Origin of the sequence: Dactylosporangium sp. NPDC005572, from assembly GCF_040605515.1 — a bacterium.
Lineage (GTDB): Bacteria > Actinomycetota > Actinomycetes > Mycobacteriales > Micromonosporaceae > Dactylosporangium.
In genome coordinates this window covers 74,157-96,093 of the sequence record NZ_JBEXCY010000024.1, presented here as the reverse complement: position 1 = coordinate 96,093, position 21,937 = coordinate 74,157, and the positions used below count along the sequence as shown (strand labels likewise).

Below are 21,937 nucleotides of genomic sequence, written 5' to 3'. Positions count from 1 at the left end.
TGCCGGCCCCGGCCAGCAGCCCGCCCGCGACGCCGGCCGCGACCGCCGCGCGGTCCGGGCGGTCGCGCCGGATCGCGTGGGCCAGCAGGCCGAGCGCGGCGCCGCCGGCGACCGACAGCGCCAGCCAGTACCCGAACGCGAGCAGGACCCCGCCGAGCGGCCCACCGCCGAGGTTGAGCCAGTAGTAGCAGCCGGTCGCGAGGCACAGCGCGGTGACCGAGGCGGCGACCGCCGCTGCGCGGGTGCGGGCCGGCAGCGCGACCAGGAACCCGGCGCAGCCCCACGAGAACCCGGTGCTGGCCAGGAACTGCAGTGCCGTGCGCAGCGTGCCGTCCACCCGGTCGGCGGCGACCGACGCAACGCCGAGCCCGACGCCCGCGGCCACCGGCCATCCGAGTCTCATGTACCCCATGGTCGCGCATCGGCGGGGTCCGCGCGGTCCCGTCCTCCGGGCCGGTGCCGAAACCGCGTTGCCGGGCCGGTGCGGGGGCGCCTACGGTCGCCCGATGGCCCGTACCGTCGTCGTCGGCGACATCCACGGCTGTCACGACGAGCTCGTGGCGCTGCTGGAGCGCGCCCGCGTGCGTCCAGAGGACCTGCTCGTCAGCGTCGGGGACCTGGTCGACCGCGGGCCCGACCCGGGCGGGGTGGTCCGGCTCTTCCGCGAGCGGCCGAACTCGGTGGCCGTCATGGGCAACCACGAGCGCAAGCACGTGCGGGGGGTCTTCTCCTACGCGCAGGAGATCACCCGGCTCCAGCTCGGCGACGGCTACGCGGACGCCGTCGGGTGGATGCGGACGCTGCCGTACTTCTTCGAGAACGAGCACGTCCGGGTGGTCCACGCGGCGCTGGTGCCGGGGCTTGCGCTCGCCGGGCAGCCGGAGGAGCTGCTGTGCGGGTCGACGAGCGGTGAGCGCGAGCTCGCCGCGCGGTTCCCCGGCTCGTACTGGCACGAGCATTACACCGACGCCAAGCCGGTCGTCTTCGGCCACCACGTCGCCGGGCCCGAGCCGCTGGTCCGGGACGGCCGGGTCTACGGCCTCGACACGGGGGCCTGCCACGGCTGGAACCTGACCGCGCTCAGCCTGCCCGACCGGACCCTGTACGCCGTGCCGGCCTCCGCCGACCACTGGGCGGCCGTCCGGCAGGACTGGCAGCTGCCCGTGCTGCGGACCCGGCCCTGGCTCGACCTGGCCTGGCCGGAGCTGGAGGCGGCGCTGGACCGCGCCGGGCGGACCGGGTCGGTGCCGGCGCGGAAGTGGCTGGCGGCGGTGGCGGTGTGGGCCGGAGACCTGCGGTCGCTGTTCCCGGCCCTCGCGACGGCCGCGGTGGGGGCGGCCGACGGCCGCTCGCCCGAGGAGCTGCGCCGGCACCCGGCGGCGCAGGTGCTGTTCCAGGCCCGCGGGGGGCGGCTGGACGAGGCCGCGGTGGCCCGGCGGTGCGTGACGCCGCGCCGGGTGCTGGACCTCGCCGCCGCGCTGTCGGTGGAGGCGCCGTCACTGCCGTCCTGACGCGGGCGCCGCCGCCGGCTGGTCGGCCTGGTCGGCCGCCGAGGGCGACGAGGGCGACGAGGGCGAGGACGGGCGGCGCCGCCACAGCAGCAGCGCCGTCAGGGCGCCCGCCAGGAGGCCCCAGAACGCCGGGCCGATGCCCAGGATCGTCGTGCCCGAGGCGGTGACCACGAAGGTGACGATCGCCGCCTCGCGGCCCTCCGGCTCGGTGACCGCGCCGGCCAGGGCCGAGCCCAGCGCCGGCAGCAGCGCCAGGCCGGCCACGGCGATCACCAGGACCGGCGGGGAGAGCAGCACCAGGGCCATCGCCAGGCCCGCGCCCAGGCCGAGGGTGAGCTGGCCGGCGCCGAGGGCCACCGTCGCGACCCAGCGGCGCCGCGGGTCCGGGTGGGTCTCCGGGCCGGCGGTCAGGGCGGCCGTGATCGCGGCCAGGTTCAGGGCGTGGCCGCCGAACGGGGCGGCGGCCGCGCTGGCCAGGCCCGTCGTGACCAGGATCGGGCGCAGCGGCGGGTGGTAGCCGTAGGTCGCCATGACCGCCATGCCGGGCACGTTCTGGGCCGCCATCGTCACCAGGAACAGCGGTACGGCGATGCTCACCAGCACCGACGGGTTCAGGGTCGGCACCACGAACGCCACCGACGGGCGCAGCGTGCCCAGGTCGCCGACACCGCGCAGGCCGATGCCCACCACGGCGGCGGCGAGGGCGCCCGGGACGGCCCACTGGCGGCGGTACCGCAGCAGCACCGCCCACGTCAGGACCACCGGCCCGGCCAGCAGCGGCAGGTCGACCACGGCCCGCACCGGGGCGGTGCAGAGGCTCAGGATGACGCCCGCCAGCATCGCGCCCGCGATCGGGCGCGGGATGGCGGCGATCGCCCGGGCCAGCCAGGGCGACAGGCCGGCGAGGACCATGAGGGCGGCGCAGACGACGAACGCGCCGACCGCCGCCGGGAAGCCGCCCGGGACCGGGCCGGTCGCGGCGAGGAGGGCCGCGCCCGGGGTCGACCAGGCGATGCTGATCGGCATGCGGTACCGCAGCCCGAGCCCGATCGCGACGACGCCGATCCCGGCGCAGAGCGCGAGCAGCCCGGACGCGGCCTGGGCCGGGGTCGCCCCGACCGCCCGCAGACCGGCGAGCACGACGGTGAACGAGCTGGCGTACCCGACCACCGCACTCACCAGCCCCGACACGATCGCCTGGGTCCGCATGCCCGCCTCCGTGAGGTCGTTCCGTAAACGGAACGGACCGTAGCATGGCACCATGGGCCGATGGAAGCAGCGGTCGGCCGCCGCCTGCGCCGGCTGCGGGAGGCGCGGGGCATCTCGCTGTCGGCGCTGGCCCGCAGCGCCGGCATCGGCAAGGCCACCCTGTCCGGCCTGGAGCTCGGCACCCGCAACCCGACGCTCGAGACGCTCTACGCGGTGGCGGGCGCCCTGGGTGTACCGCTGACGGCCCTCGTCCTGGAGCCGGGCGCACCGGCCGCGGCCGCGGCGGACGTGCGCGGCGCCGCCGTCGAGGCGACGCTCCTGGAGGTGTTCGACGAGCCCGGGGTGACGTTCGAGCTGCTGCGGATGCGGGTCCACCCCGGCGTCGTACAGCAGTCACCGCCGCACGCGCCGGGCGTCACCGAGCACGCCACTGTCCACGCCGGGGTCCTGCGGGCCGGCCCGGCCGGTGCACCGCTGGTCGCCGGGCCGGGCGAGCACATCTCCTGGGCGGCCGACGTCCCGCACGTCTACGGCACGGTCGGCGACACCCCGGTCGAGGCGACCCTGCTCATCCGGTCGCCGCGCCCGTAGCGGGCGACCCCAGCTCATCGGCCCGGCTCATCCGGTCGCCGCGCCGGTGGCGTCGCCGAACAGCCGGCGGGCCTCGTGCGGTGCCAGGTACGGGACGACCTCGGCGCCGGGCAGGAAGCGGTACGGGATCATCGCGAACCGCCGGCCGCGCATCAGCGCGTCCATGACGTCCCGGCCGGGCACAACCGGCACGTAGACCTGGTCGCCCTTGACCACGGCCGGCCAGTGCCGGTGGCCGAGCGCGTGACCGAGCTCCAGGGCGACCCGGATCGCGCTGTCGGCGGCGACCGGGTCGGGCCGGGGCAGCTCGATGAGCATGATCTCGCCCAGGTCGAGCCGGGCCACGATGACCGAGGTGCCGTCCGGGTCCGACCACAGCACGTCGCCGTCGTGCAGGCGGGTGCCCGGCGGCAGCGAGACGGTGACCTCGACGCCGCCGTCGGTGAACTTGCTGACCTGGGACTGCCGTGCCTCCCACTGCTCCAGCCACAGCACGTCGGTCCGGGCCGGCGCGCCGTCACCCCGCCAGCGTGGGTCGTCGAGGTTGCCGAGGACCGATTCGATGCGCACGGCGTGACCGTAACGGCGGCCCCCGGCGCCCGGCCTCACTCGCGCCGGGCGATCCGACCTGGCACGATGGGCGCCGCCATGATTGAGGTCCGGTTCATCCAGGACGGCCGGGTCGGCGTGCACGGCACCGACGAGCTGGCCGGGCTGCTCGCCCGCGACGACGGCCTGGTCTGGGTCGACGTGCCGTCGTGCGACGCCGAGGCCGCCCGGGTCCTCGCCGACGCGTTCGGCTTCCATCCGCTCGCGCTGCGTGACGCCGCGGTGCGCAACCGGGTGCCGAAGATCCATCCGTACGCCGACCACGTGTTCGTCGTGCTGCACGCCCCGCACCTGGGCAGCCGGGGCCACGTCCACTACGTGGAGCTCGACCAGTTCATCGGGCCGCGGTACCTGGTGACCGTCCACGGGCCGGCCAACCCGGCGGTGCCGCCGGACATCCCGCTGCGGCAGACCCGCGACGTGCTGCGGCGCATCGAGGCCGGCCGGTTCGCGCCGGCGACCGCCTACGAGCTGTCGTACGCGATCGTGTCGGCCATCACCCGGCTCCAGGAGACCCTCGTCGAGGGCATCACGGCCGACGTGTGGCGGCTGGAGCAGCGGGTGACCGCCGGGCACCTCGGCAACCCCGAGCAGTTCCTGGAGGAGCTGTTCCAGGCCCGCCACGGCCTGCTCGCCGTGCGGACCATGGCCGCGCTCGGCGGCGAGATCTACGGCCGCCTCGCCGGTCTCACGCGGGTGGTGCCGCCGGAGGCCGCCGGCTCGCTCGCCGACGTCATCGACCAGTTCGCGCGGGTGCGCAGCGTCGCCGACGGTGAACGGGAGTACCTGCAGGGCGTCATCGAGTACTACCAGGCCCGCACCGAGACGAAGATGACGATCGCGGCCGAGCGCCTCGCCGTCATCGCCGCCGTGACGCTGCCGATCACCGCGCTCTCCTCGGTGTACGGGATGAATCTCATCGTCAACGACCGGACGCAGGGCCTGCACGTGGTGGCGGTCCTGGTCATCATGGCCGTCATGTCCGGCACGCTGCTGACCTGGGCCAAGCGCCAGGGTTGGTGGTGAGCTCCGGTTCAGCCGGCGGAGCCCTCCCAGCGCCGCCACCACTCGTCCGCGGGCAGCTCGCCCGCGGCCCGCACGAAGTCGTGCAGCAGCGCCAGCGCGGCCGGGGACGCGGTCAGGCCGGCCGCCCCGGCCAGCTCGGCCAGCTCGCGGCGGCGGGCCCGCATCACCACGCCGACCAGGTCGCGGCCGGCCGGGGTCAGGCCGAGCCAGATCGAGCGCCGGTCGTGCCCGCGGTGGAAGCGGCGCACCAGCGCCTTGCGCTCCAGCCGGTCGCACATCCGGGTGAGGGTCGACGGCGCCACGTCGAGCTCCCGCGCCATCTCGACGCTGCGTTGCGGCCCGTCCGCGGACAACAGCACCAGCACGCGGTACTGGGTCAGGGTCACCTCCACGTCCAGCGCGGCCAGGCTGCGGGCCGCGATCCCGGCCATGGCCCGGCTCACCGCGAGCAACACGTCGACCAGCTCGCCGCCGTCGGCCGGACTGTTTGCCACGCGGCAATCGTTGCACGACGGGGCGTCGGATATGGTCCCCTGAGGGGCACAGCGGCACAGATCGGGGCGGACATGACAGCTGGGTTCGAGCTGGCCCGGATCCTCCTCGTGGAGGACGACGAGGGCGACATCGCCTACACGCTCGACGAGTTCCGCGAGCACCGGATGCGCAACCCGATCACCGTGCTGCGCGACGGCCTGGAGGCGATCGAGTTCCTGGAGCGCCGCGGCGCCCACCCGGACGCCCCGACGCCGGACATCCTGCTGCTCGACCTCAACCTGCCCGGCGTCGACGGCCGGGTGGTCATCGACCGGGTCCTCGGCAACCCGAGGCTGGCCGACCTGACCGTCGTGGTGCTGACCAGCTCGCCGCTGGAGGAGCAGATGCTGCGCGACTTCGGCGTGCCGACCGAGTTCTACTTCCGCAAGCCGGTCGACTTCGCCCAGCTCGTGGCCCTGATCCGGGGCATCGACCAGTTCAGCATCGTGGTCGACCGGGCCTCCTGAGCGTCGCCGGGGGATCAGCGGACGCTGATGAGTGTGGCGTAGTCGGCCGTGGTCAGGGGCTCCGAGGTCAGCGAGCCGTCGGCCCTCGGCACCTCCAGGGGCTTGCCGTCCTGGAGGAACCGCACGGCGCCGACGTCGTCGCGGGCGGCCAGGGTGCACACGATCTGGCCGTACGCGAGGACCTCGTCGTTGCGGATCGTGGTGTCGCCGACCGTGACGATCGCGGTGCCGCCGTCGAGGGCCGCGCCGATGATGAGGTCGGTGCCCTCCAGGGCGCTGCCGAAGCCGTTGTCGCGCTCCTGCTCGGTCGGGCCGGCGAGGAGGTCGGCGAGCTGGCGGTCGAGCGTCGCCGGGCCGTAGACGCGTCGTTCGACGCCGGTCAGGCGGCCGGCGCGGACGAGGTACAACTTCTCCGACAGCGAGCCCGGGGGCAGGCTCGCCGTCGCGGTCGGGGTCTCCGGGCTGCCCACGACCACCGGCGGGTCGATCGTGCGCGGGGCGCGGTCGGCCGGGACCCCGCAGCCGCCGAGCAGGAGCCCGGCGGCGAGGGCGGCGACGCCGAGCCGCCGCGCTCCTGCTCGGCGTCGGCGGGCGGCCGGCCGGCCCGGGACCGCCGTCAACCGCCTCACCGGACGTCCGGGAGCTCGACGCGGAAGCGGGCGCCGCCGCCCGGGCGGTCCAGGACGCGGACCTTGCCGCGGTGCACGCCCACGTGCTGGGCGACCAGCGACAGGCCGAGGCCGGTGCCGTCGTCGCGGCCGCGGGCTCCGGCGGAGCGGCCCCGGACGAAGCGGTCGAAGATGACCGTGCGGTCGGCCGGGTTGACGCCCGGGCCCTCGTCGTCGACCTCGATCACCCCGCAGCGGCCCTCCTCGGTGACGCGCACCGCGACCGGGCCGCCGCCGTGGGTGACCGCGTTGTCGAGCAGGTTGACCAGGACCTGCTCGATCCGGCGCCGGTCGACCGTCCACCGCAGGGCATCGGCGCAGACGACGATCGCCGGCGGCAGGCCGCGGGCCTCCACCACCCGGTGCGCGAGCGCGGCCATGTCGGTCGGGGCGAGCTGCACCGGCTGGTCGCCGCGGGACAGCTCCAGCAGGTCGTCGACGAGCGACTGGAACCGGCCGATCTCGTCGACGACCAGCCCGGCCGCGGTCGCGGTGCGGTCGTCGAGCTGGTCGCGGCGGCGGTGCAGGACGCTCGCCGAGGCGGCCAGGGTCTGCAGCGGGGAGCGCAGCTCGTGGCTCACGTCGGCGGCGAAGCGCCGGTCGCGCTCGATGCGCCGGGCCAGCTGCTCGACCATCTCGTTGAACGACGTGGTGAGCCGCTCGAGGTCGGGGTCGGTGGCCGGGTCGAGCCGCGCGGTGAGGTCGCCGGCGGTGATGCCCTGTGCCGCGTCGGCGACCGAGCGCAGCGGCCGCAGCACGTACCGGGTCGCGTACCAGCCCAGGCCGGCCCCGGCCGCGGCGACCGCCGCCGCCACCAGGGTGAGCACCCAGCCGAGGACCCGCAGCGTCTGGTCCAGCTCGCGCAGGTAGTCGATCTCGTACAGCGCGGTCGTCGGGGTCAGCGGCAGGCCCACGACCACGGCCGGCACCCCGTCGATGCGGACCCGCTGGATCGCCTGTTCGCCGGCCGTCACCAGGCGCTGGAGCTCGGCCGGCACGGCGATCGCGCCGGGGTCGGCGCCGCGCGCGTACCAGTTGCCGTCGCGGTGCACCAGCGCCCGCCGGTTGCCGCCGGTGTCGAGTGTCTGGAGCATGCCGACGATGTCGGGGTGGTCGGTGTTGAGCCCGGCGGTGATGACCCGCGCGTCGAACGTGGCGGCGCGGATCGTCGAGCGCTCCCGGCCGGCCAGCAGGTTGCTGCGGGTCACCTGGTACGAGATCAGGGCCATCGACGCGGACAGGGCCAGAGCGCCTGCCGCGAAGCCGGCGATGATCCGCGTGCGGAGCCCAGTGATCCTCATTTCTGCAGCTTGTAGCCCATGCCGCGGACCGTCACCAGGTAGCGCGGGGCGCGCGAGTCGTCCTCGATCTTCTGCCGCAGCCGCCCGACGTGGACGTCGACGAGCCGCTCGTCGCCGATCTCGTACTCCCACACGCGCTGGAGCAGCTGCTGGCGCGACAGCACCAGGCCCGGGTGCTCGGCCAGCTCGCACAGCAGCCGGAACTCGGTGCGGGTCAGCGCGACCGGCTCGCCGCGCAGCCGCACCTCGCCCGCCTCGGGCAGGATCTCCAGGTCGCCGAAGGCCATTGTGGACACCGGCGCGAGCAGGGTGCGGCCGCGGCGGCGCAGTGCCCGCAGGCGGGCCGACAGCTCCTTCACGGCGACCGGCTTGACCAGGTAGTCGTCGGCGCCGGCCTCCAGCGCGGCGACGATGTCGTGGGTGTCGTCGCGGGCGGACACCACGACGATCGGCACGTCGTCCTCGCGGCGCAGCTGCCGGATGCACTCGAACCCGTCGGCGCCGGGCAGCATGAGGTCGACCAGGACGGTGTCGGCCGGCTCCTCGCGCTGCGCCACCAGGCCCTCCTCGGCGCTCGCGGCGCCGCGCACCGCATAGCCCTCGTCCTCCAGCGCGAGCACCAGCGAGAGCCGGATCCGGTCGTCGTCCTCGATCACCAGCACCCCGGGCATATCCGCATCATGCCGTCCCGGCCCCTTGATCGACCAATCCAAAACTCTTGTCATGAAACCGTCATACTTCTGGGAAAGTTCCGCCACATGCCGGGCGAACGCTGAAAGACATGCGCAGCGAGACGGTCCGCCCGGCGGCGCCCACGGTCGAGATCATCGTCACCGAGGAGCTCGATGCCGCGACGGTACCGCGAGTGGCCGCGCTGCTGCGCGACGCCGTCGACCTGCACCCGACGCATCTGCGCATCGACCTGTCCCAGTGCCCGTTCGTCGACGCGGCCGCCATCGGCATGCTGCTCGACGTCCACCGCCGCGTGTGGTCCGAGGGTGGCCGGCTGACCCTGCGCGACCCGTCACCGCGGGTGCGCCGCACGCTGGAGCTGGCCCGGGTCGACCACGTCCTGCAGGTGGAGTGACGACACGGGGGGACCGATCGCCATGACAGCATCGACGACCATCGACGGCACCGACTTCGGCCTGGTGTGCGACACGTGTGGCCAGAGCGTCACCGGCCTCGGTGCCACCATGCACAACTGGGACCTGGTGTGGAGCCTCTTCAGCCGGCACGGCTGGACCGGCACCCGCCTGGCGACCGGCCCGCACAGCTGCGGCCGCTGCTCCCGGGTCCCCCTGGCCGCCGCCGCCGTCGTCCCGGCCCAGCCGCAGGGCACGCTGGACGCCCTCGACGACCGCGTCGCGGTCGGCGCGCGGCGGGGCGTGGCGGTGGTCACGCTGACCGGCGACCTGACCGCCTCGGTCCACGACGCCCTGCACGCGGCCCTGGCCGAGGCCGCCAGCCGCCCGCCGCACCTGGTCATCGACCTGTCCGAGGCGACCAGCCTGGACACCTCCACGCTCGGCATCCTGGTGGCCGCCCGCCACCGCGCCGCCCAGGCCGGCGGCCACGCCTGCCTGGCCGGCCCGACCCCGGGCGTGCGCCGCATCCTGCACACGCTGTGCCTGCAGCACCTGTTCGCCGAGTTCCCCGACCCGACGGCGGCACTGTCCTGGCTCCACGGCGAGCCGGTCCTCAGCCACGGCACCCCACCCGCCGCGTAGACCAGAGCGCGGCGGCGCACCGCCCCAGCATCCGGCCGCCGGTCCCGGCCCTCGTTCGTGGACACCGCCCTAGCGGCGGAAGACGCCGGCGCGGGCGGCGGCCACGGCGGCGTCGGCGGCCCGGTCGGCGGCCGCGGGGTCGAGCGGATCGCCGCTCATCAGCAGGCGGTAGTAGAGCGGCGCGGAGACCGCCCGGATCACCTCGGCGGCGTCGGTGCCGGCGGGCAGCTCGCCGCGCGCCACGGCCTGCTCGACGCACGGGGCCCACTCGGCGATCCGGACGGCATAGAAGCGGCGCAGCGCCTCGGCCGTGCGCGCGTCGCAGGTCGCGGCGACGATGACCGCCCGGAACAGCGGGCCCTGCCGCGGGTCGGTGAGCGTGCGCTGGACGAGCCGCGCGTTGGCCCGCAGGTCGGCGGCGACCGACCCGGTCTCGGTCCGCGGCAGGGACTGCTCGGCCATGTCGTCGAGCAGGTCGGCGACGAGGCCGGCGACCGTGCCCCAGCGGCGGTACACCGTCGTCTTGCCCACCTGGGCCCGCCGGGCGACGTCGGCCAGGTCGAGGCGGTCGAAGCCGTGCTCGGCGAGCGCGTCGGCGGCCGCGTCGAGCACGGCGGCGCGCACGCGGGCGGTGCGCCCCCCGGGGCGGATCGTGCCGAGCGTCATAACGGGTCTCCAGTCCCCTTAGCGATCGCTTGCTGCTATCGTAGCGAGCGTTAACGGGACCAGAGAACCATTAAGGAGCTGATCATGGAGTACCGCCGACTCGGCACCTCCGGATTGACCGTGCCCGCGCTGAGCTTCGGCGCCGGCACGTTCGGCGGCCGGGGACCGCTGTTCGGAGCCTGGGGCAACACCGACGCGCGGGAGGCCCGCCGCCTCGTGGACATCTGCCTCGACGCCGGCGTGACCATGTTCGACACCGCCGACGTGTACTCCGACGGCGCGTCCGAGGAGGTGCTCGGCCAGGCGATCCGGGGCCGGCGGGACGAGGTCCTGCTGTCCACCAAGAGCGGCCTGCCGACCGGCGACGGCCCGAACGACGCGGGCACCTCCCGGGCGCGGCTCATCCGCTCGGTCGACGCGGCGCTGCGCCGGCTGGGCACGACGCACATCGACCTGTTCCAGCTGCACGCCTTCGACGCCCGCACGCCCGTCGAGGAGGTCGTGTCCACATTGGACGACCTGGTCCGCGCGGGGAAACTGCGCTACCTGGGCGTGTCCAACTTCGCCGGCTGGCAGCTGATGAAGTCCCTCGCCGCCGCCGACCGCGACCACCGCACGCGGTACGTGGCGCACCAGGTGTACTACTCACTGGTCGGGCGCGACTACGAGTGGGAGCTCCTGCCGCTGGGCCGGGACCAGGGCGTCGGCGCCGTGGTGTGGAGCCCGCTCGGCTGGGGCCGCCTCACCGGCCGCGTCCGCCGCGGTGCCCCGTTGCCGGCCGGCAGCCGCCTGCACACCACCGCCGAGTTCGGCCCGCCGGTCGACGACGAGGTCCTCTACCGCGTGGTCGACGTCCTCGACGAGCTGTCCCGCGAGACCGGCCGCGCGGTGCCGCAGCTCGCGGTCAACTGGCTGCTGCACCGCCCCACGGTCGCGACCGTGGTCATCGGCGCCCGCACCGAGGAGCAGCTGCGCCAGAACCTCGGCGCGGTCGGCTGGTCGCTGACCCCCGAGCAGCTGGCCCGGCTCGACGCGGCGAGCGCCCGGCCCGCCCCGTACCCCTACTTCCCGTACGAGCGGCAGGAGGCGTTCGCCCGGCTCAACCCGCCCCTCCGTCCGGCCGCCTGACCGGGTGGGGGCAGACTGGCGGTCGTGGGGTACACGACTGAGTTCACCGGACGCGTCACCGTGACGCCGCCGCTCGGCCCGCAGACCGTCCAGCGGCTGGCCGCGTTCGCCGAGACCCGGCACGAGGACCCGGCCCTGCCCGGGTACTGGTGCCACTGGGTCGCCTTCGACGACGGCGCGACGATCGGCTGGGACGGCTCGGAGAAGTTCTACTCCGCCGAGCTGTGGCTGGCCCACGTCATCGACCACCTGCTGCCGCCCGACCACGCCGTCGCCGGCACGATCGCGGCCGAGGGCGAGGAGCAGGGCGACGTGTGGCGCATCGAGGTGCGCGACAACGTCGTGTACGTCGTGCAGCGGACCGTCGAGCCCGAGTACGACGAGGTCGACCCGGCCGGCATCGAGGAGTGGGGCGAGCGGCAGTGGGCCGCCTTCGCGGCGAAGACCCGCCACGACGTCGTCTACGAGATCCGCGACGGCGCCCGCCACGAGGTCGACGCGATCGGCTGACGGGCGGTACGATCATCGGCGATGACCACCCTTGGCAGAATGGGGGTCCCGTTCGAAGCCCGTGAGTGCTGATGCGCTCCGAGTTCACGAACGGCGAGACCCGCCTCCTCCGCTGGCAGCGCGTGCGCGACTACGCCGTGCCGCCCGCGATGATCGAATCCGCGACCGCCCGCCGTGCCGCGGGCGACTGGGCGGGAGCGTGCGCCGCGGCGCACGCCGACGTCGACCTCGACCTGCGGGCCGTCGCCCGCACCCACGGCCGGGACCTCGCCGGACGGCTCCGCGCCGACCTGCGCCGCCTGGCCCCCGACCTGCTGCGTTGGCACCTGCCGCGGATCGCCCCCGACGGGCTGCTGCGGCCGGGGCTGACCGTGGCGCTGGCCCGGTACTACCCCGGCGGCGTGCACCTCGTCGTGCGTACCGCACCCGCGTGGGCCGATGCCGGCCAGCGGCTCAGCCTCGCCGTGTGGGACCCGGCCAGACCCGGTGCCGGCGCCCATCCGCATGCGCGGCCCGATCGCCGGTACCGGATGGATCTCCATCGCCACCTCTGGGACGCCACCCGCGCCCCCGAGCTGCGCGACCGGGCCGGCACCGGGCCGCCGCCGGACGCTCCGGACGACCTCGCGGGGTGCGCGGTCGACCGGTGGCCGGACGAGGCGGCCCTCTTGCTGCGCGCCGACGGGCACGCCGCGGGGCCGGTGCTCGTGCGGCTCCCGAGACGCCGGCTGTTGGTCGACGTGGCGCTCGATGTTGCTCCGGACGCGGCGCCGTCGCGGCCGCGAGCCGGAGAGGACCCGGTGCCGTCACGCTCGCTTGCCGGAGACGACCCGGACCTGTCACGGCCACGGGCCGGGGATGACGCGGTGCTGCCACGGCCACGAGCCGGGGACGACACGGTGCTGTCACGGCCGCGGGCCGGGGCTGACGCGGTGCTGTTGCGCTCGCTTGCCGGGGACGACACGGTCTGGACCGGGCCGCGGGCGGGTCGGCCGGGTGCCGCGAAGCGGCTGCCGGTGCTGCCCCATGCCGCGACGTGGCTGCCGCCCGACATCGAGCTCCTTCGAGCCGGCCTGATCGACGCCGATCGACTGCACCCGCTCGTCGCGGCGGCCCTCGGGATGGCGCCGGCCGCCCGGGAACGGGCACCGGCGCCACCGGAGCGCATCGTCGAGTGCCGGGGCGCCCGGCACCGGCTGGGGCTGGTCGACGGCGTGCTCGCGGCGCTCGACCACGCGCCGGACGAGGTACGCCGGGAGGAGCTCCTGGCCGCCCTCGGCGGGCCGCCGCTGCCGTGCCTGCAGGCCGTCGACGACGCCCATCGCCGTCCGCACAGCCTCGACGACATCCGGGCCCGGCTCGAGCACGGCGACACCGCCGGCGCGGTCGCGGCCGTCGAGGCGCTGCTCGGGCCGCAGGCCGTGCCGCGCACCGGCGCCCTGCGCGACGACCTCGCCGCGGCGGCCGCGCGCCGCGTCACCCACGGCCTGTTCCGCGCGGGCCTGACCGGCCTCGGCCCGACACCGCCCCGTCCGACCCGCTGACCCGGAAGCGGCGGGCCTGACCGGCCCCGGCCCGACCCGGCACCGCCGCCCCGTCCGACCCGGAAGCGGCGGGCCCGACCCCGACCCGGCACCGCCGCCTCCTCCGACCCGGAAGCGGCGGGCCCGACCGGTCCGACCCGGCCCGGCCCGCCGCCCCCTCCGACCCACTGACCACATCCGCACCGGCCGCCGGGCCGCGGCCACACCGCGCCCGCCGTGCCCGCGTCGGGCCGAGCCGCGCCCACAGCCGGCGCGACCAACCGACGCGAGCACCTGGCGCATCGACACCGAACCGCGACCACACCGAAAGGTGATGCCATCCATGACGCTCGACATTGCCGCCGACCTGCTGACGCTGCTGCGCGACACCGGCACCGAGCCGCGCCCCGACCAGCAGCTCGAGGCGCTCATGCTCGCCGTCGCCGCCGACCTGCCCGTACTGCTGTGGGGCGAGCCCGGCATCGGCAAGACCGCCGCCCTCAACCAGCTCGCCGACCAGCTCGGCCTGCCGCTCACCACCGTCATCGCCAGCGTCCACGAGCCGTCCGACTTCGCCGGGCTGCCCGTCGTCGGCGACGACCCGGCCGGGCAGGGCGTGCCGCTCGCCCCGCCGGACTGGGCGGTCCGGCTCGCCCGCACGGGGCGCGGCCTGCTGTTCCTCGACGAGCTCTCCACCGCGCCGCCCGCCGTGCAGGCCGCCCTGCTGCGCCTGGTCCTCGAACGGCGGGTCGGCGCCCTGCGCCTGCCCGACGGCATCCGCATCGTCGCCGCCGCGAACCCGCGCGCCTCCGCCGCCGACGGGTGGGAGCTCAGCCCGCCGCTGGCGAACCGGTTCGTGCACCTGCAGTGGACGTACGACCACGACGTCGTCGTGCGCGGCCTCGGCGGCGTCTGGCCCCGGCCCGAGCTGCCCCGCCTCGACCCGCGCCGGCTGCGCCAAGCCGTCGACTTCGCCCGCCGGGCCGTGTGCGGGCTGCTCGCCGCCCGGCCCGCCCTGGTCCACAAGCTGCCGGGCACCGAGGCCAAGCGCGGCGGGCCCTGGCCGTCGCCGCGCAGCTGGGACATGACGCTGCGGCTGGTGGCGTTCGCGACCGCCGCCGGCGCGTCCCGCGACGTGCTGTCGATGCTCGTGCGCGGGACGGTCGGCGACGGGCCCGGGCTGGAGCTGCTGGCGAGCCTCGACCGGATTGACCTGCCGGATCCGGAGGTGCTGCTGGCCGATCCGGATGCGGCGGTACTGCCGGAGCGCGGCGACCTGCGCCAGACCGTCCTCGACGCCGTGGTCGCGGCGGTGCGCAACCGGCCGGACCGGGCCCGCTGGACGGCGGCGTGGGCGCTGCTGGCCCGGGCGCTGGAGACCGGCGCGCCGGACGTCGTCGTGGTGCCCGCGACCACCCTCGCCGCGCTGCGCCGCGACGACTGGGACGTACCGCCGGCCATCGAGCGGCTCGCGGGCGTCGTCGCCATGTCGGCCCGGGCGTCCGGGTGACGACAATGGACCACGCCAAGCCGGACCACTCCACAATGGACCACTCCACGATGGACCACTCCACGATGGACCGCTCCACGATGGACCACGACAAGCTGTACACCGCGCGGCTGCTCGCCGCCCGGGCCCGGCCGTACCTGGCGACGGCCCTGTTCGCCCTGCACGTCGTCGAGTCGCGGCGGGTCCCGACGATGGCCGTCGACCGGCACTGGCGCTGCTACGTCTCGCCGGTGTTCGTCGACCGGACGCCGGTCGAGGAGCTCGCCTCGGTGTGGGTGCACGAGGTCACCCACCTGCTGCGCGACCACCCCGGCCGCAGCGACCGGTACGCGGCCCGGCACGGCGTGGACGGGCGCGCCGAGCGGCTGCGGATGAACATCGCCGCCGACTGCGAGATCAACGACGACGTGTTCGGCGACGGGCTGCCCCGGCCGGCCGGCGCGGTCGACCCGGAGCTGCTCGGCCTGTCGCCCGGCGAGCTCATGGAGGAGTACCTCGGCCAGTTCGGCCTCGGCCCGCTCCCGCCCGGCCTCGCCTGGCTCGACTGCGGCAGCGGCGCCGACGGGCTCGGCCGCGACTGGGACCTCGGCCCCGACGGCGCGCACGGGCTCAGCGAGCAGGAGCGCGACGCGGTGCGGTACCGCGTCGCGCAGGGCATCGCCGGAGCGCCCGGCAGCGTCCCGGAGGGCTGGCTGCGCTGGGCGGACGAGGCGTTCCACCCGCCGCAGCCGTGGCGGGAGCTGCTGAGCGCCGCCGTCCGCTCGGCCGTCGCGGCCGGCGGGGCGGGCGACGACTACACGTACGGCCGCCCGGCCCGCCGCTCGACCAGCCTGCCCGGCGTGGTGCTGCCGAGCCTGCGCCGCCGGCCGCCGCGCGTGGCGGTCGTCGTCGACACGTCGGGCTCGGTGAGCGACGCCGAGCTGGGCAGCGCGCTGCTGGAGATCGCCGCGATCGGCCGGGCCGTCGGCGGCCGCCGCGACCTGGTGACGGTCGTGTCGTGCGACGCGGCGGCGAACCTGGTGTACCCGCTGTGCCGCGCCGAGGGCCTGCCGCTCGCCGGCGGGGGCGGCACCGACCTGCGGGCCGGCTTCGCCCGGGCGCTGCGTGACCGCCCGCGGCCCGACGTCGTCGTCGCCCTGACCGACGGGCAGACCCCGTGGCCTGAGCGGCGCCCGCCGTGCCGGACCGTCGTCGGGCTGTTCCCCCGCCCGGGCGGCTGGCGGGAGCGGGACCCGGACCACGTCCCCGACGCCCCGCCGGAGTGGGCCCGGGTGGTCCGGATCGGCTGACCCGAACGGCTGACCCGAACGGCCGAGGGACGTCCGGGTCCGGCCACGGCATGCTGAGGGCCGCGGCCGGAAGGGGCACAGGCGTGAGCGAACCCGTGGTGGTGGTGGACTTCGGGACCCTGACCACCTCCGCCGCCCTGGTCGGCGGCGACCGGGAGGGCCTGCTGCGGGAGCCCGGGACGGGCGGGGCGAGCTGGCCCACCGCCGTCTACCGGGACCCGGCCGGCGCCGTCACGATCGGCTCCGCGGCGACGGCCCGGCAGCGGGCCGCGCCGGACGCCCTCATCACCTGGAACTCGCCGCCCGAGCGCAACCCGGCGCTGATCGCGCTCATGCTGCGGCACGCCGCGCGGGCCGCGGCGGCGCGGGCCGGCGGCCCGGTGGCACGGCTGGTGCTCACCTGGGGTGTCGCCGGGCTCGCCCAGGAGCGGGTCCGCCGGCTGCTGCTGGCGGTCGGCGAGCGGGCCGGGTTCACCGAGGTCGAGCTGCTGCCGCGGTCGCTCGCGGCGGCCGCCGGGGCGCCGGGCCCGCCGGTGCCGGAGGGCGCGGTCGTGCTCGTCTACGACCTCGGGCACACCGCCTGCCGGGTGGCGCTCGTGCGCCGCACCGGGCCGGCGGCGTACGAGTCCCTCGGCGAGGCCGGCGCCTCCGGCTGCGCCGGGCGGGCCATGGACGACCTGGTCGCCGCGCACCTGCGCGCGATCGGCGGGGAACGGCTCGCCGCGGCCGTCGCCACCGGCCACCTCGACCCGGAAGCGGCCCGGCTCGCCGCGCTGCGGTTCGACCTGCAGCTGCGCGAGACCGCCCGCCGCGTGCGGCACGAGCTCAGCCGGAGCCTGCGCACCGTCGACTGTGTCACGCCGGCCGCGGCCGCGTTCGAGCTGGGCCACGAGACCCTCGACGAGCTCGTCGAGCCGCTCGTCGAGGAGGCCGTGGACCTCGGCCTCGACCTGCTCGACGAACACGGTCTGGAGCCCGCCGACCTGGCCCGGGTGGTGGCCGTCGGCGGCCTGGTGCACATGCCGCTCGTGCGCCGGGTCCTGTCCGCCGGGTTCCCGATGCCCATCCGGTACGGCGAAAGCGCGCAGCTCGGCGTCCTGCACGGCGCGGCCACCCTCGTGCGGGCCACGCCGCCCCGGCTGGCCCAGCCGATGCCCCGGGCCGACGAGCAGCCGCTCACCTGGGACGTGCCCGGCGCCAGGGTGCACCGCTGGCTGGTCGAGCCGGGCGGGAAGTTCGAGGCCGGCGCCCCGCTGCTCGTCGTGCGCACCCCCGACGGCGCGCTGCGCCGGCTGCGCGCCCGCGACCGCGCCGGCGTCCTCGTCCGCCAGCACGCCGCCCCGGGCACCGTCCTCGGCGACGGCGACTGGCTGGCCACCGTCACCGGTGGCGGCAGCAGCAGCCGGGGCAACGGCGCCCGGCCCCGCCGCCCGGCGCGCGACGACGGGCCGGGCCGCCTGGTCCACCACGGCAGCCGGGTCGACTTCGTCGCGTTCAGCCCCGACGGGCAGCGGCTGCTGACCGCCGGCGGGACCGAGCACGCCCTGATCTGGGACGTGGCCACCACCGTGCGGCACCTCACGCTCCGCGTCGACGGCGAGGTCGAGTCGGTCGCGTTCGCCCCCGACGGGCGGACCGCGGCCCTCGGCGGCCAGAAGGCCGTCACCGTGCGCCACACGCACACCGGCACCACCGTCCGCTCCCTCAGCGACCAACCGCGCGCGACCGGCCTCGCGTACAGCCCCGACGGCACCAAGCTCGCGGTCGTCGCCACCGGCGGCAGCACGTCCCTCGTGCGGGCAGACAGCGGCGAACGGCTGTGGCGCCGGCCGGTCGGCTCGGGCGGGATCTGGGCCAGCCCGGACGGCGAGTGGCTCGTCGTGGCCGCCGACGAGGGGCAGGCGTTCGTGTGCCAGCTGCGCACCGGCACGACCCGCAGCGTGCTCGGCCGCACCGCGGCGACCCGGCACCTCGGCTGGGTGGTCGCGGCGGCGTTCGGCCCGGACGGCGACGTCGTCGTGACGTCCGGCATCGACGGCCGGATCGCCGCCTGGCGGCTGCCGTCCGCGGAGCTGCTCTGGACGTACGCCGACCTGCCCACCACGCGGGGTCTCGCGTTCCTCGACGGCGGACGCCACGTCCTCGCCGCCGGCTTCGACGGTGTCGTCCTCGACGCCGCGACCGGCCGGCTCGTGACGAAGGCGACCTGGCGCGAGACGACCACGGCCATGGCGGCGACGGCGAACGGGGAGCTGCTCGCGCTCGCCCAGGGCGACGCGGTGCGGATCGTGCCGGCCGCCGACCTGCTGCGGGGAGGTGCCCGGTGACGGCCGTGCTGGTGGTGGACTTCGGCACGTCGACGTCGTCGGCGGCGCTGGTCGTGGACGGGGCGCCGGTGCGCCTGCTCAAGGAGTCGGCGAGCGGGCTGTACACCTGGCCGTCGTCGGTCTGCCGGGCCGGCGACGGGCTGCTCGTCGGTACCGTCGCCGAGCGGCGCAAGCGGGCCGAGCCGGCCGCGTACCGGGCCGAGTTCAAGCGCGACCTCGGCGAGACCGCGCCGATCCCGCTCGGCGACGCCGCGTACCGGCCCGAGGAGCTCGTCGCCGCCGTCCTGCGGGTGTTCCGGGAGCGCGCCGAGGAGCTGCACGGCGGGCCGGTCGAGCGGCTGCTGCTCACCGTCCCCGCCTCCTACGGGCCGGGCGACCCGCGCCGTGACCGCATGCTCGACGCCGGCGCCGCCGCCGGCTTCGACGACGTCGAGCTGGCGCCGGAGCCGGTCGCGGCGGCCCTCGCACCTCTCGCGGGTGCGCCCTTCGCCGCCGGTGACGTCGTCCTGGTGTACGACTTCGGCGGTGGCACCTTCGACGCGGCCCTCGTGCGGGTCGGCGCGGCCGGGGAGGGCCACGAGGTGCTCGGCCACGCGGCCCTCGACGACTGCGGCGGGCGCGACATCGACGCGCTGCTCGCCGCGCACCTCAACGAGACGGGCGGGCCGGAGCTGGCCGCGACGCTCGCCCCGGCCACGGCCGACCGGGTCGCCCGGCTGCGCCTCGGCGTGCAGGTGCGCGAGTTCGTCCGCAGCGTCAAGCACCAGCTCAGCGACGCCGACGACGTCGAGGACTACCTGACGCCGCTCGCCCCGCCGTACACGCTGCACCGCGACGACCTGGCCGCGCTCGTCGCCCCGCTGCTGGGCCGCACCGTCGGCTGCTGCACCGGCCTGCTCGACGCCTGCGGCGTGCGGCCCGAGCAGGTGACCGCGGTGCTGCTGGCGGGCGGCACCTGCCGTACCCCGGTGGTCGCCGCGACCGTCGCCCGGGCGCTCGGCCGTCCGCTGCGCCGCCCCGAGGACCCGGACCTGGCCGTCGTCCAGGGCGCGGCGGTCCTCGCGGGACGGCTCGGCGACCGCCTCCAGGACCCGCAGCGCACCGGCCCGGAACGGACCCCGCTGCGCTGGGACGTCGGCGGCGTGCTGCTGCGCTGGCTGGTCGCGCCCGGCGAGCGGTACGCGGCGGACGCGCCCCTCGCCGTCATCCGCACGCCCGAGACCGCGCTGTGGCGGGTCTGCGCCCCGCCGAACCCGGGCACGATGCTGCGGCATCACGCGTCGCCGGGCGACGCCGTCGCGGCGGGCGACTGGCTGGTGACCGTCGGGCCGTAGGGCGCGTCGCCGCCCCGCGGGAGGCGGCGGGCGGCCAGCCAGGCCGCGGCCATGAGCGCGGCCGGCACGGCGAGGGTGTCGCGGACCGCGGCAGCCAGCGTCGGCGCGTGGTCCGCGCGGGCCTGGCCCGCCAGCCCGGCAGCCTCGGCGACGGTCAGGCCGGCGTGGGCGTCCGCGCGCCAGGACAGCACGGCGGTGACGATCGCCGTGCCGGCGGCGATCGCCGTCTGCGACACGATGTTCAGCACGGTCGTCGCCGACGGGAGGCGGTCGGTGGGCAGGGTCCGGGTGGCCGCCGTCATCACCGGCATGATGGTGGCGCCGACACCCACGCCGGTGAGCGCGCCGATCGCGGCCAGGGCCGGGTACGGGGTGTGCGCGTCGAGGACGGCGACCAGCAGTACCGTGCCCGAGAAGGCCGTCGCGATGCCGAGGCCGACGATCCGCCGGGCCGGGAAACGGTCGACCAGGCGGGTCGCGACCTGGAGGGTCAGGCCGGTCGCCAGGGCCTGGGGCAGGGCCAGCGCACCCGCGGCGGTCGCCGGATCGCCCCGGACGACCTGCACGTACAGCGGGCCGACGAGCCCGGCGCCGAAGTACGCGGCCGCGAACAGGGCGAGGGTCGCGGCGCCGGCGGCGGTGGCCCGCTGCCGCAGCACGTCGAGGCGCAGCAGCGGCACCGCGACCCGCCCCGACCGCACGACGAACACCGCCACGAGAACGGCCCCGGCCGCCGCGGCCACGGCGAGCGCCGGCCCGGACCCGGACAGGCCGAGGACGACGAGCGTCACGCCCGGGCTGAGCAGCAGCAGGCCGGGCACGTCCAGCGGCACCCGGTCGCGGTCCAGCGGCGGCGCCGGCAGCAGGCGGCGGCCGAGCAGCAGCGCGGCCACGCCGATCGGCACGTTGAGCCAGAACACCCACCGCCACGACGCGTGGTCGACCAGCAGGCCGGCCAGGATCGGCCCGGCGAGCGGCCCGACCAGCACCGGCAGCCCGAGCAGGCTCATCATCGCGCCCCGCCGGCCGGGCGGCACGGCGGCCAGGGCGATCGCGGTGCCGACCGGGTTGAGCAGCCCGCCGCCGAGGCCCTGCAGGACGCGGAACGCGATGAGGGCGCCGACGTTCCAGGCCAGGCCGGTGAGCAGCGACGCGCCGGTGAAGCCGGCGAGCGCCGCGAGGTAGGTGGCGCGGGTGCCGAACCGGGCCGCCGCCCAGGCGGCCAGCGGCAGCACCGCCACGAGGGCCAGGGCGTAGCCGGCGGTCGCCCACTGGACCGTGGCGAGAGAGGCGCCGAAGTCGTGGACGAGCCGCGGTACCGCCACCACCACGACGGTCGTGTCGACGACGACCATCAGCCCGCCGAGCGCGAGGAAACCGCCGAGGCGGCGCGTCGCCGGGTCGAGCGCGGACGCCACGCTCACGCCTCGAACGGTCCGGCCGCGCGGGCGGCCTTCAGCGCGCCGCCCCACCACGTCAGCTCCCGCAGCGCCGTCTCGGCGGCCCGCTCCGCGCCCGGGTCGGCGTCCAGGACCCCCTGCGGGCCGAGGCGCTCCCACGGCGCGTTGAGCACGACGCCGTGGCGGGTGGTGGCGGCGTGCAGCTCGGCGAAGACCAGCCGCAGGTGCTCCACGGCCCGGACCCCGCCCGAGCCGGCGCCGTAGGAGACGAACGTGACCGGCTTGAACATCCACTGCCGGTAGTGCCAGTCGATGGCGTTCTTCAGCGCCGCCGGGTAGCTGTGGTTGTACTCCGGGGTGACGACCGCGAACGCGTCCGCCGCCGCGAGCCGCCCGGCGATCGGGCTCTCGTGGCAGCCGCCCGGCCGGGTGTCGGCGAGGGGGAGGTCGACCTCGGCGAGGTCGATCACGTCGAGCTTGTGCGCGGTGGTCCGCGCGCCGACGCCCGCGAACCACTCGGCGACGGCCCGGCCGACGCGCGGGCGCCGGACGCTGCCGACGATCACCGCGACGGTCAGCGGGAGGGCTTGCTCAGTCATGCCGC

Annotated in this window: 23 protein-coding genes; 13 read left to right on the top strand and 10 right to left on the bottom strand. The window is 76.5% G+C overall.

Translation table 11 applies throughout. The features are described 5' to 3' along the window. Positions 1-403: DUF6518 family protein (locus ABZS66_RS15340; RefSeq protein ID WP_354757879.1), on the bottom strand; the 403-nt coding region annotated here is incomplete at its 3' end. Positions 404-506: 103 nt separating this feature from the next. On the opposite strand from ABZS66_RS15340, the gene ABZS66_RS15335 reads away from it, so the two are divergent. Continuing rightward, on the top strand, positions 507-1,511 hold the full coding sequence (locus tag ABZS66_RS15335) for a metallophosphoesterase family protein (RefSeq protein WP_354757877.1): 1,005 nt from the start codon (positions 507-509) through the stop codon (positions 1,509-1,511). Here the strand turns inward: ABZS66_RS15335 and ABZS66_RS15330 are convergent. Then, a complete protein-coding gene (locus tag ABZS66_RS15330; RefSeq protein ID WP_354757875.1) occupies positions 1,497-2,720 on the bottom strand; it encodes a benzoate/H(+) symporter BenE family transporter in 1,224 nt (407 codons plus the stop codon). The genes ABZS66_RS15335 and ABZS66_RS15330 overlap by 15 nt on opposite strands. Before the next feature lie 60 nt (positions 2,721-2,780). Between ABZS66_RS15330 and ABZS66_RS15325 the strand changes: the two genes are divergently transcribed. After that, positions 2,781-3,311, top strand: coding sequence for a helix-turn-helix domain-containing protein (locus ABZS66_RS15325; protein WP_354757873.1), 531 nt, complete (start codon positions 2,781-2,783; stop codon positions 3,309-3,311). 27 nt (positions 3,312-3,338) lie between these two features. Here ABZS66_RS15325 and ureE read toward each other — a convergent pair whose 3' ends face one another. Beyond that, on the bottom strand, positions 3,339-3,881 hold the full coding sequence (gene ureE, locus ABZS66_RS15320; protein WP_354757871.1) for an urease accessory protein UreE: 543 nt from the start codon (positions 3,879-3,881) through the stop codon (positions 3,339-3,341). Between the two features lie 78 nt (positions 3,882-3,959). Between ureE and ABZS66_RS15315 the strand changes: the two genes are divergently transcribed. Next, complete coding sequence (locus ABZS66_RS15315; RefSeq protein WP_354757869.1) at positions 3,960-4,946, top strand: magnesium transporter CorA family protein; 987 nt, start codon at positions 3,960-3,962, stop codon at positions 4,944-4,946. A gap of 8 nt (positions 4,947-4,954) precedes the next feature. On the opposite strand, the gene ABZS66_RS15310 is transcribed toward ABZS66_RS15315, so the two are convergent. Further along, positions 4,955-5,440 (bottom strand): MarR family transcriptional regulator, encoded by a 486-nt coding sequence (locus ABZS66_RS15310; RefSeq protein WP_354757868.1) that lies wholly within the window; start codon positions 5,438-5,440, stop codon positions 4,955-4,957. A gap of 72 nt (positions 5,441-5,512) precedes the next feature. Here ABZS66_RS15310 and ABZS66_RS15305 point away from each other — a divergent pair, with 72 nt between their 5' ends. Then, positions 5,513-5,947, top strand: coding sequence for a response regulator (locus tag ABZS66_RS15305; protein ID WP_354757866.1), 435 nt, complete (start codon positions 5,513-5,515; stop codon positions 5,945-5,947). Between the two features lie 14 nt (positions 5,948-5,961). On the opposite strand, the gene ABZS66_RS15300 is transcribed toward ABZS66_RS15305, so the two are convergent. The 3 genes from ABZS66_RS15300 to ABZS66_RS15290 are packed head-to-tail and all read right to left on the bottom strand — an operon-like array spanning position 5,962 to position 8,587. Continuing rightward, positions 5,962-6,567 carry a GerMN domain-containing protein gene (locus ABZS66_RS15300; protein ID WP_354757887.1) on the bottom strand — a complete coding sequence of 202 codons (606 nt, stop codon included), beginning with the start codon at positions 6,565-6,567 and terminating at the stop codon, positions 5,962-5,964. A gap of 5 nt (positions 6,568-6,572) precedes the next feature. Beyond that, positions 6,573-7,916, bottom strand: a complete 1,344-nt coding sequence (locus ABZS66_RS15295; RefSeq protein WP_354757864.1) for a HAMP domain-containing sensor histidine kinase — start codon at positions 7,914-7,916, stop codon at positions 6,573-6,575. Continuing rightward, positions 7,913-8,587 carry a response regulator transcription factor gene (locus tag ABZS66_RS15290; RefSeq protein WP_190250816.1) on the bottom strand — a complete coding sequence of 225 codons (675 nt, stop codon included), beginning with the start codon at positions 8,585-8,587 and terminating at the stop codon, positions 7,913-7,915. The genes ABZS66_RS15295 and ABZS66_RS15290 overlap by 4 nt, the downstream gene beginning before the upstream one ends. Before the next feature lie 110 nt (positions 8,588-8,697). On the opposite strand from ABZS66_RS15290, the gene ABZS66_RS15285 reads away from it, so the two are divergent. Then, complete coding sequence (locus ABZS66_RS15285) at positions 8,698-9,003, top strand: STAS domain-containing protein (RefSeq protein WP_354757862.1); 306 nt, start codon at positions 8,698-8,700, stop codon at positions 9,001-9,003. Between the two features lie 22 nt (positions 9,004-9,025). Then, positions 9,026-9,646, top strand: a complete 621-nt coding sequence (locus ABZS66_RS15280; RefSeq protein WP_354757860.1) for an STAS domain-containing protein — start codon at positions 9,026-9,028, stop codon at positions 9,644-9,646. Positions 9,647-9,715: 69 nt separating this feature from the next. On the opposite strand, the gene ABZS66_RS15275 is transcribed toward ABZS66_RS15280, so the two are convergent. After that, positions 9,716-10,312 (bottom strand): TetR/AcrR family transcriptional regulator C-terminal ligand-binding domain-containing protein, encoded by a 597-nt coding sequence (locus ABZS66_RS15275; protein ID WP_354757858.1) that lies wholly within the window; start codon positions 10,310-10,312, stop codon positions 9,716-9,718. An 84-nt stretch (positions 10,313-10,396) separates the two neighbouring features. On the opposite strand from ABZS66_RS15275, the gene ABZS66_RS15270 reads away from it, so the two are divergent. From ABZS66_RS15270 to ABZS66_RS15240, 7 genes are all read left to right on the top strand, one after another. Further along, a complete protein-coding gene (locus ABZS66_RS15270; RefSeq protein WP_354757856.1) occupies positions 10,397-11,440 on the top strand; it encodes an aldo/keto reductase in 1,044 nt (347 codons plus the stop codon). A gap of 24 nt (positions 11,441-11,464) precedes the next feature. Then, positions 11,465-11,950 carry a hypothetical protein gene (locus tag ABZS66_RS15265; protein WP_354757854.1) on the top strand — a complete coding sequence of 162 codons (486 nt, stop codon included), beginning with the start codon at positions 11,465-11,467 and terminating at the stop codon, positions 11,948-11,950. A 71-nt stretch (positions 11,951-12,021) separates the two neighbouring features. Then, positions 12,022-13,494, top strand: a complete 1,473-nt coding sequence (locus ABZS66_RS15260; protein ID WP_354757852.1) for a hypothetical protein — start codon at positions 12,022-12,024, stop codon at positions 13,492-13,494. A gap of 322 nt (positions 13,495-13,816) precedes the next feature. Further along, positions 13,817-14,983, top strand: coding sequence for an AAA family ATPase (locus tag ABZS66_RS15255; protein ID WP_354757850.1), 1,167 nt, complete (start codon positions 13,817-13,819; stop codon positions 14,981-14,983). A 65-nt stretch (positions 14,984-15,048) separates the two neighbouring features. Next, entirely contained in the window at positions 15,049-16,272 is a 1,224-nt protein-coding gene (locus ABZS66_RS15250; protein WP_354757885.1) for a VWA-like domain-containing protein, read from the top strand. A gap of 83 nt (positions 16,273-16,355) precedes the next feature. Further along, complete coding sequence (locus ABZS66_RS15245; protein ID WP_354757848.1) at positions 16,356-18,599, top strand: Hsp70 family protein; 2,244 nt, start codon at positions 16,356-16,358, stop codon at positions 18,597-18,599. Further along, positions 18,596-19,933 carry an Hsp70 family protein gene (locus tag ABZS66_RS15240; RefSeq protein WP_354757846.1) on the top strand — a complete coding sequence of 446 codons (1,338 nt, stop codon included), beginning with the start codon at positions 18,596-18,598 and terminating at the stop codon, positions 19,931-19,933. The genes ABZS66_RS15245 and ABZS66_RS15240 overlap by 4 nt, the downstream gene beginning before the upstream one ends. On the opposite strand, the gene ABZS66_RS15235 is transcribed toward ABZS66_RS15240, so the two are convergent. Together ABZS66_RS15235 and ABZS66_RS15230 are read right to left on the bottom strand one after the other, a co-directional pair. Beyond that, complete coding sequence (locus tag ABZS66_RS15235; RefSeq protein ID WP_354757844.1) at positions 19,873-21,357, bottom strand: DHA2 family efflux MFS transporter permease subunit; 1,485 nt, start codon at positions 21,355-21,357, stop codon at positions 19,873-19,875. The two genes, ABZS66_RS15240 and ABZS66_RS15235, sit on opposite strands and share 61 nt — an antisense overlap. Continuing rightward, positions 21,354-21,932 carry an NAD(P)H-dependent oxidoreductase gene (locus tag ABZS66_RS15230; protein WP_354757842.1) on the bottom strand — a complete coding sequence of 193 codons (579 nt, stop codon included), beginning with the start codon at positions 21,930-21,932 and terminating at the stop codon, positions 21,354-21,356. Before ABZS66_RS15230 ends, ABZS66_RS15235 begins: the two co-directional genes overlap by 4 nt. Positions 21,933-21,937: the final 5 nt, after the last annotated feature.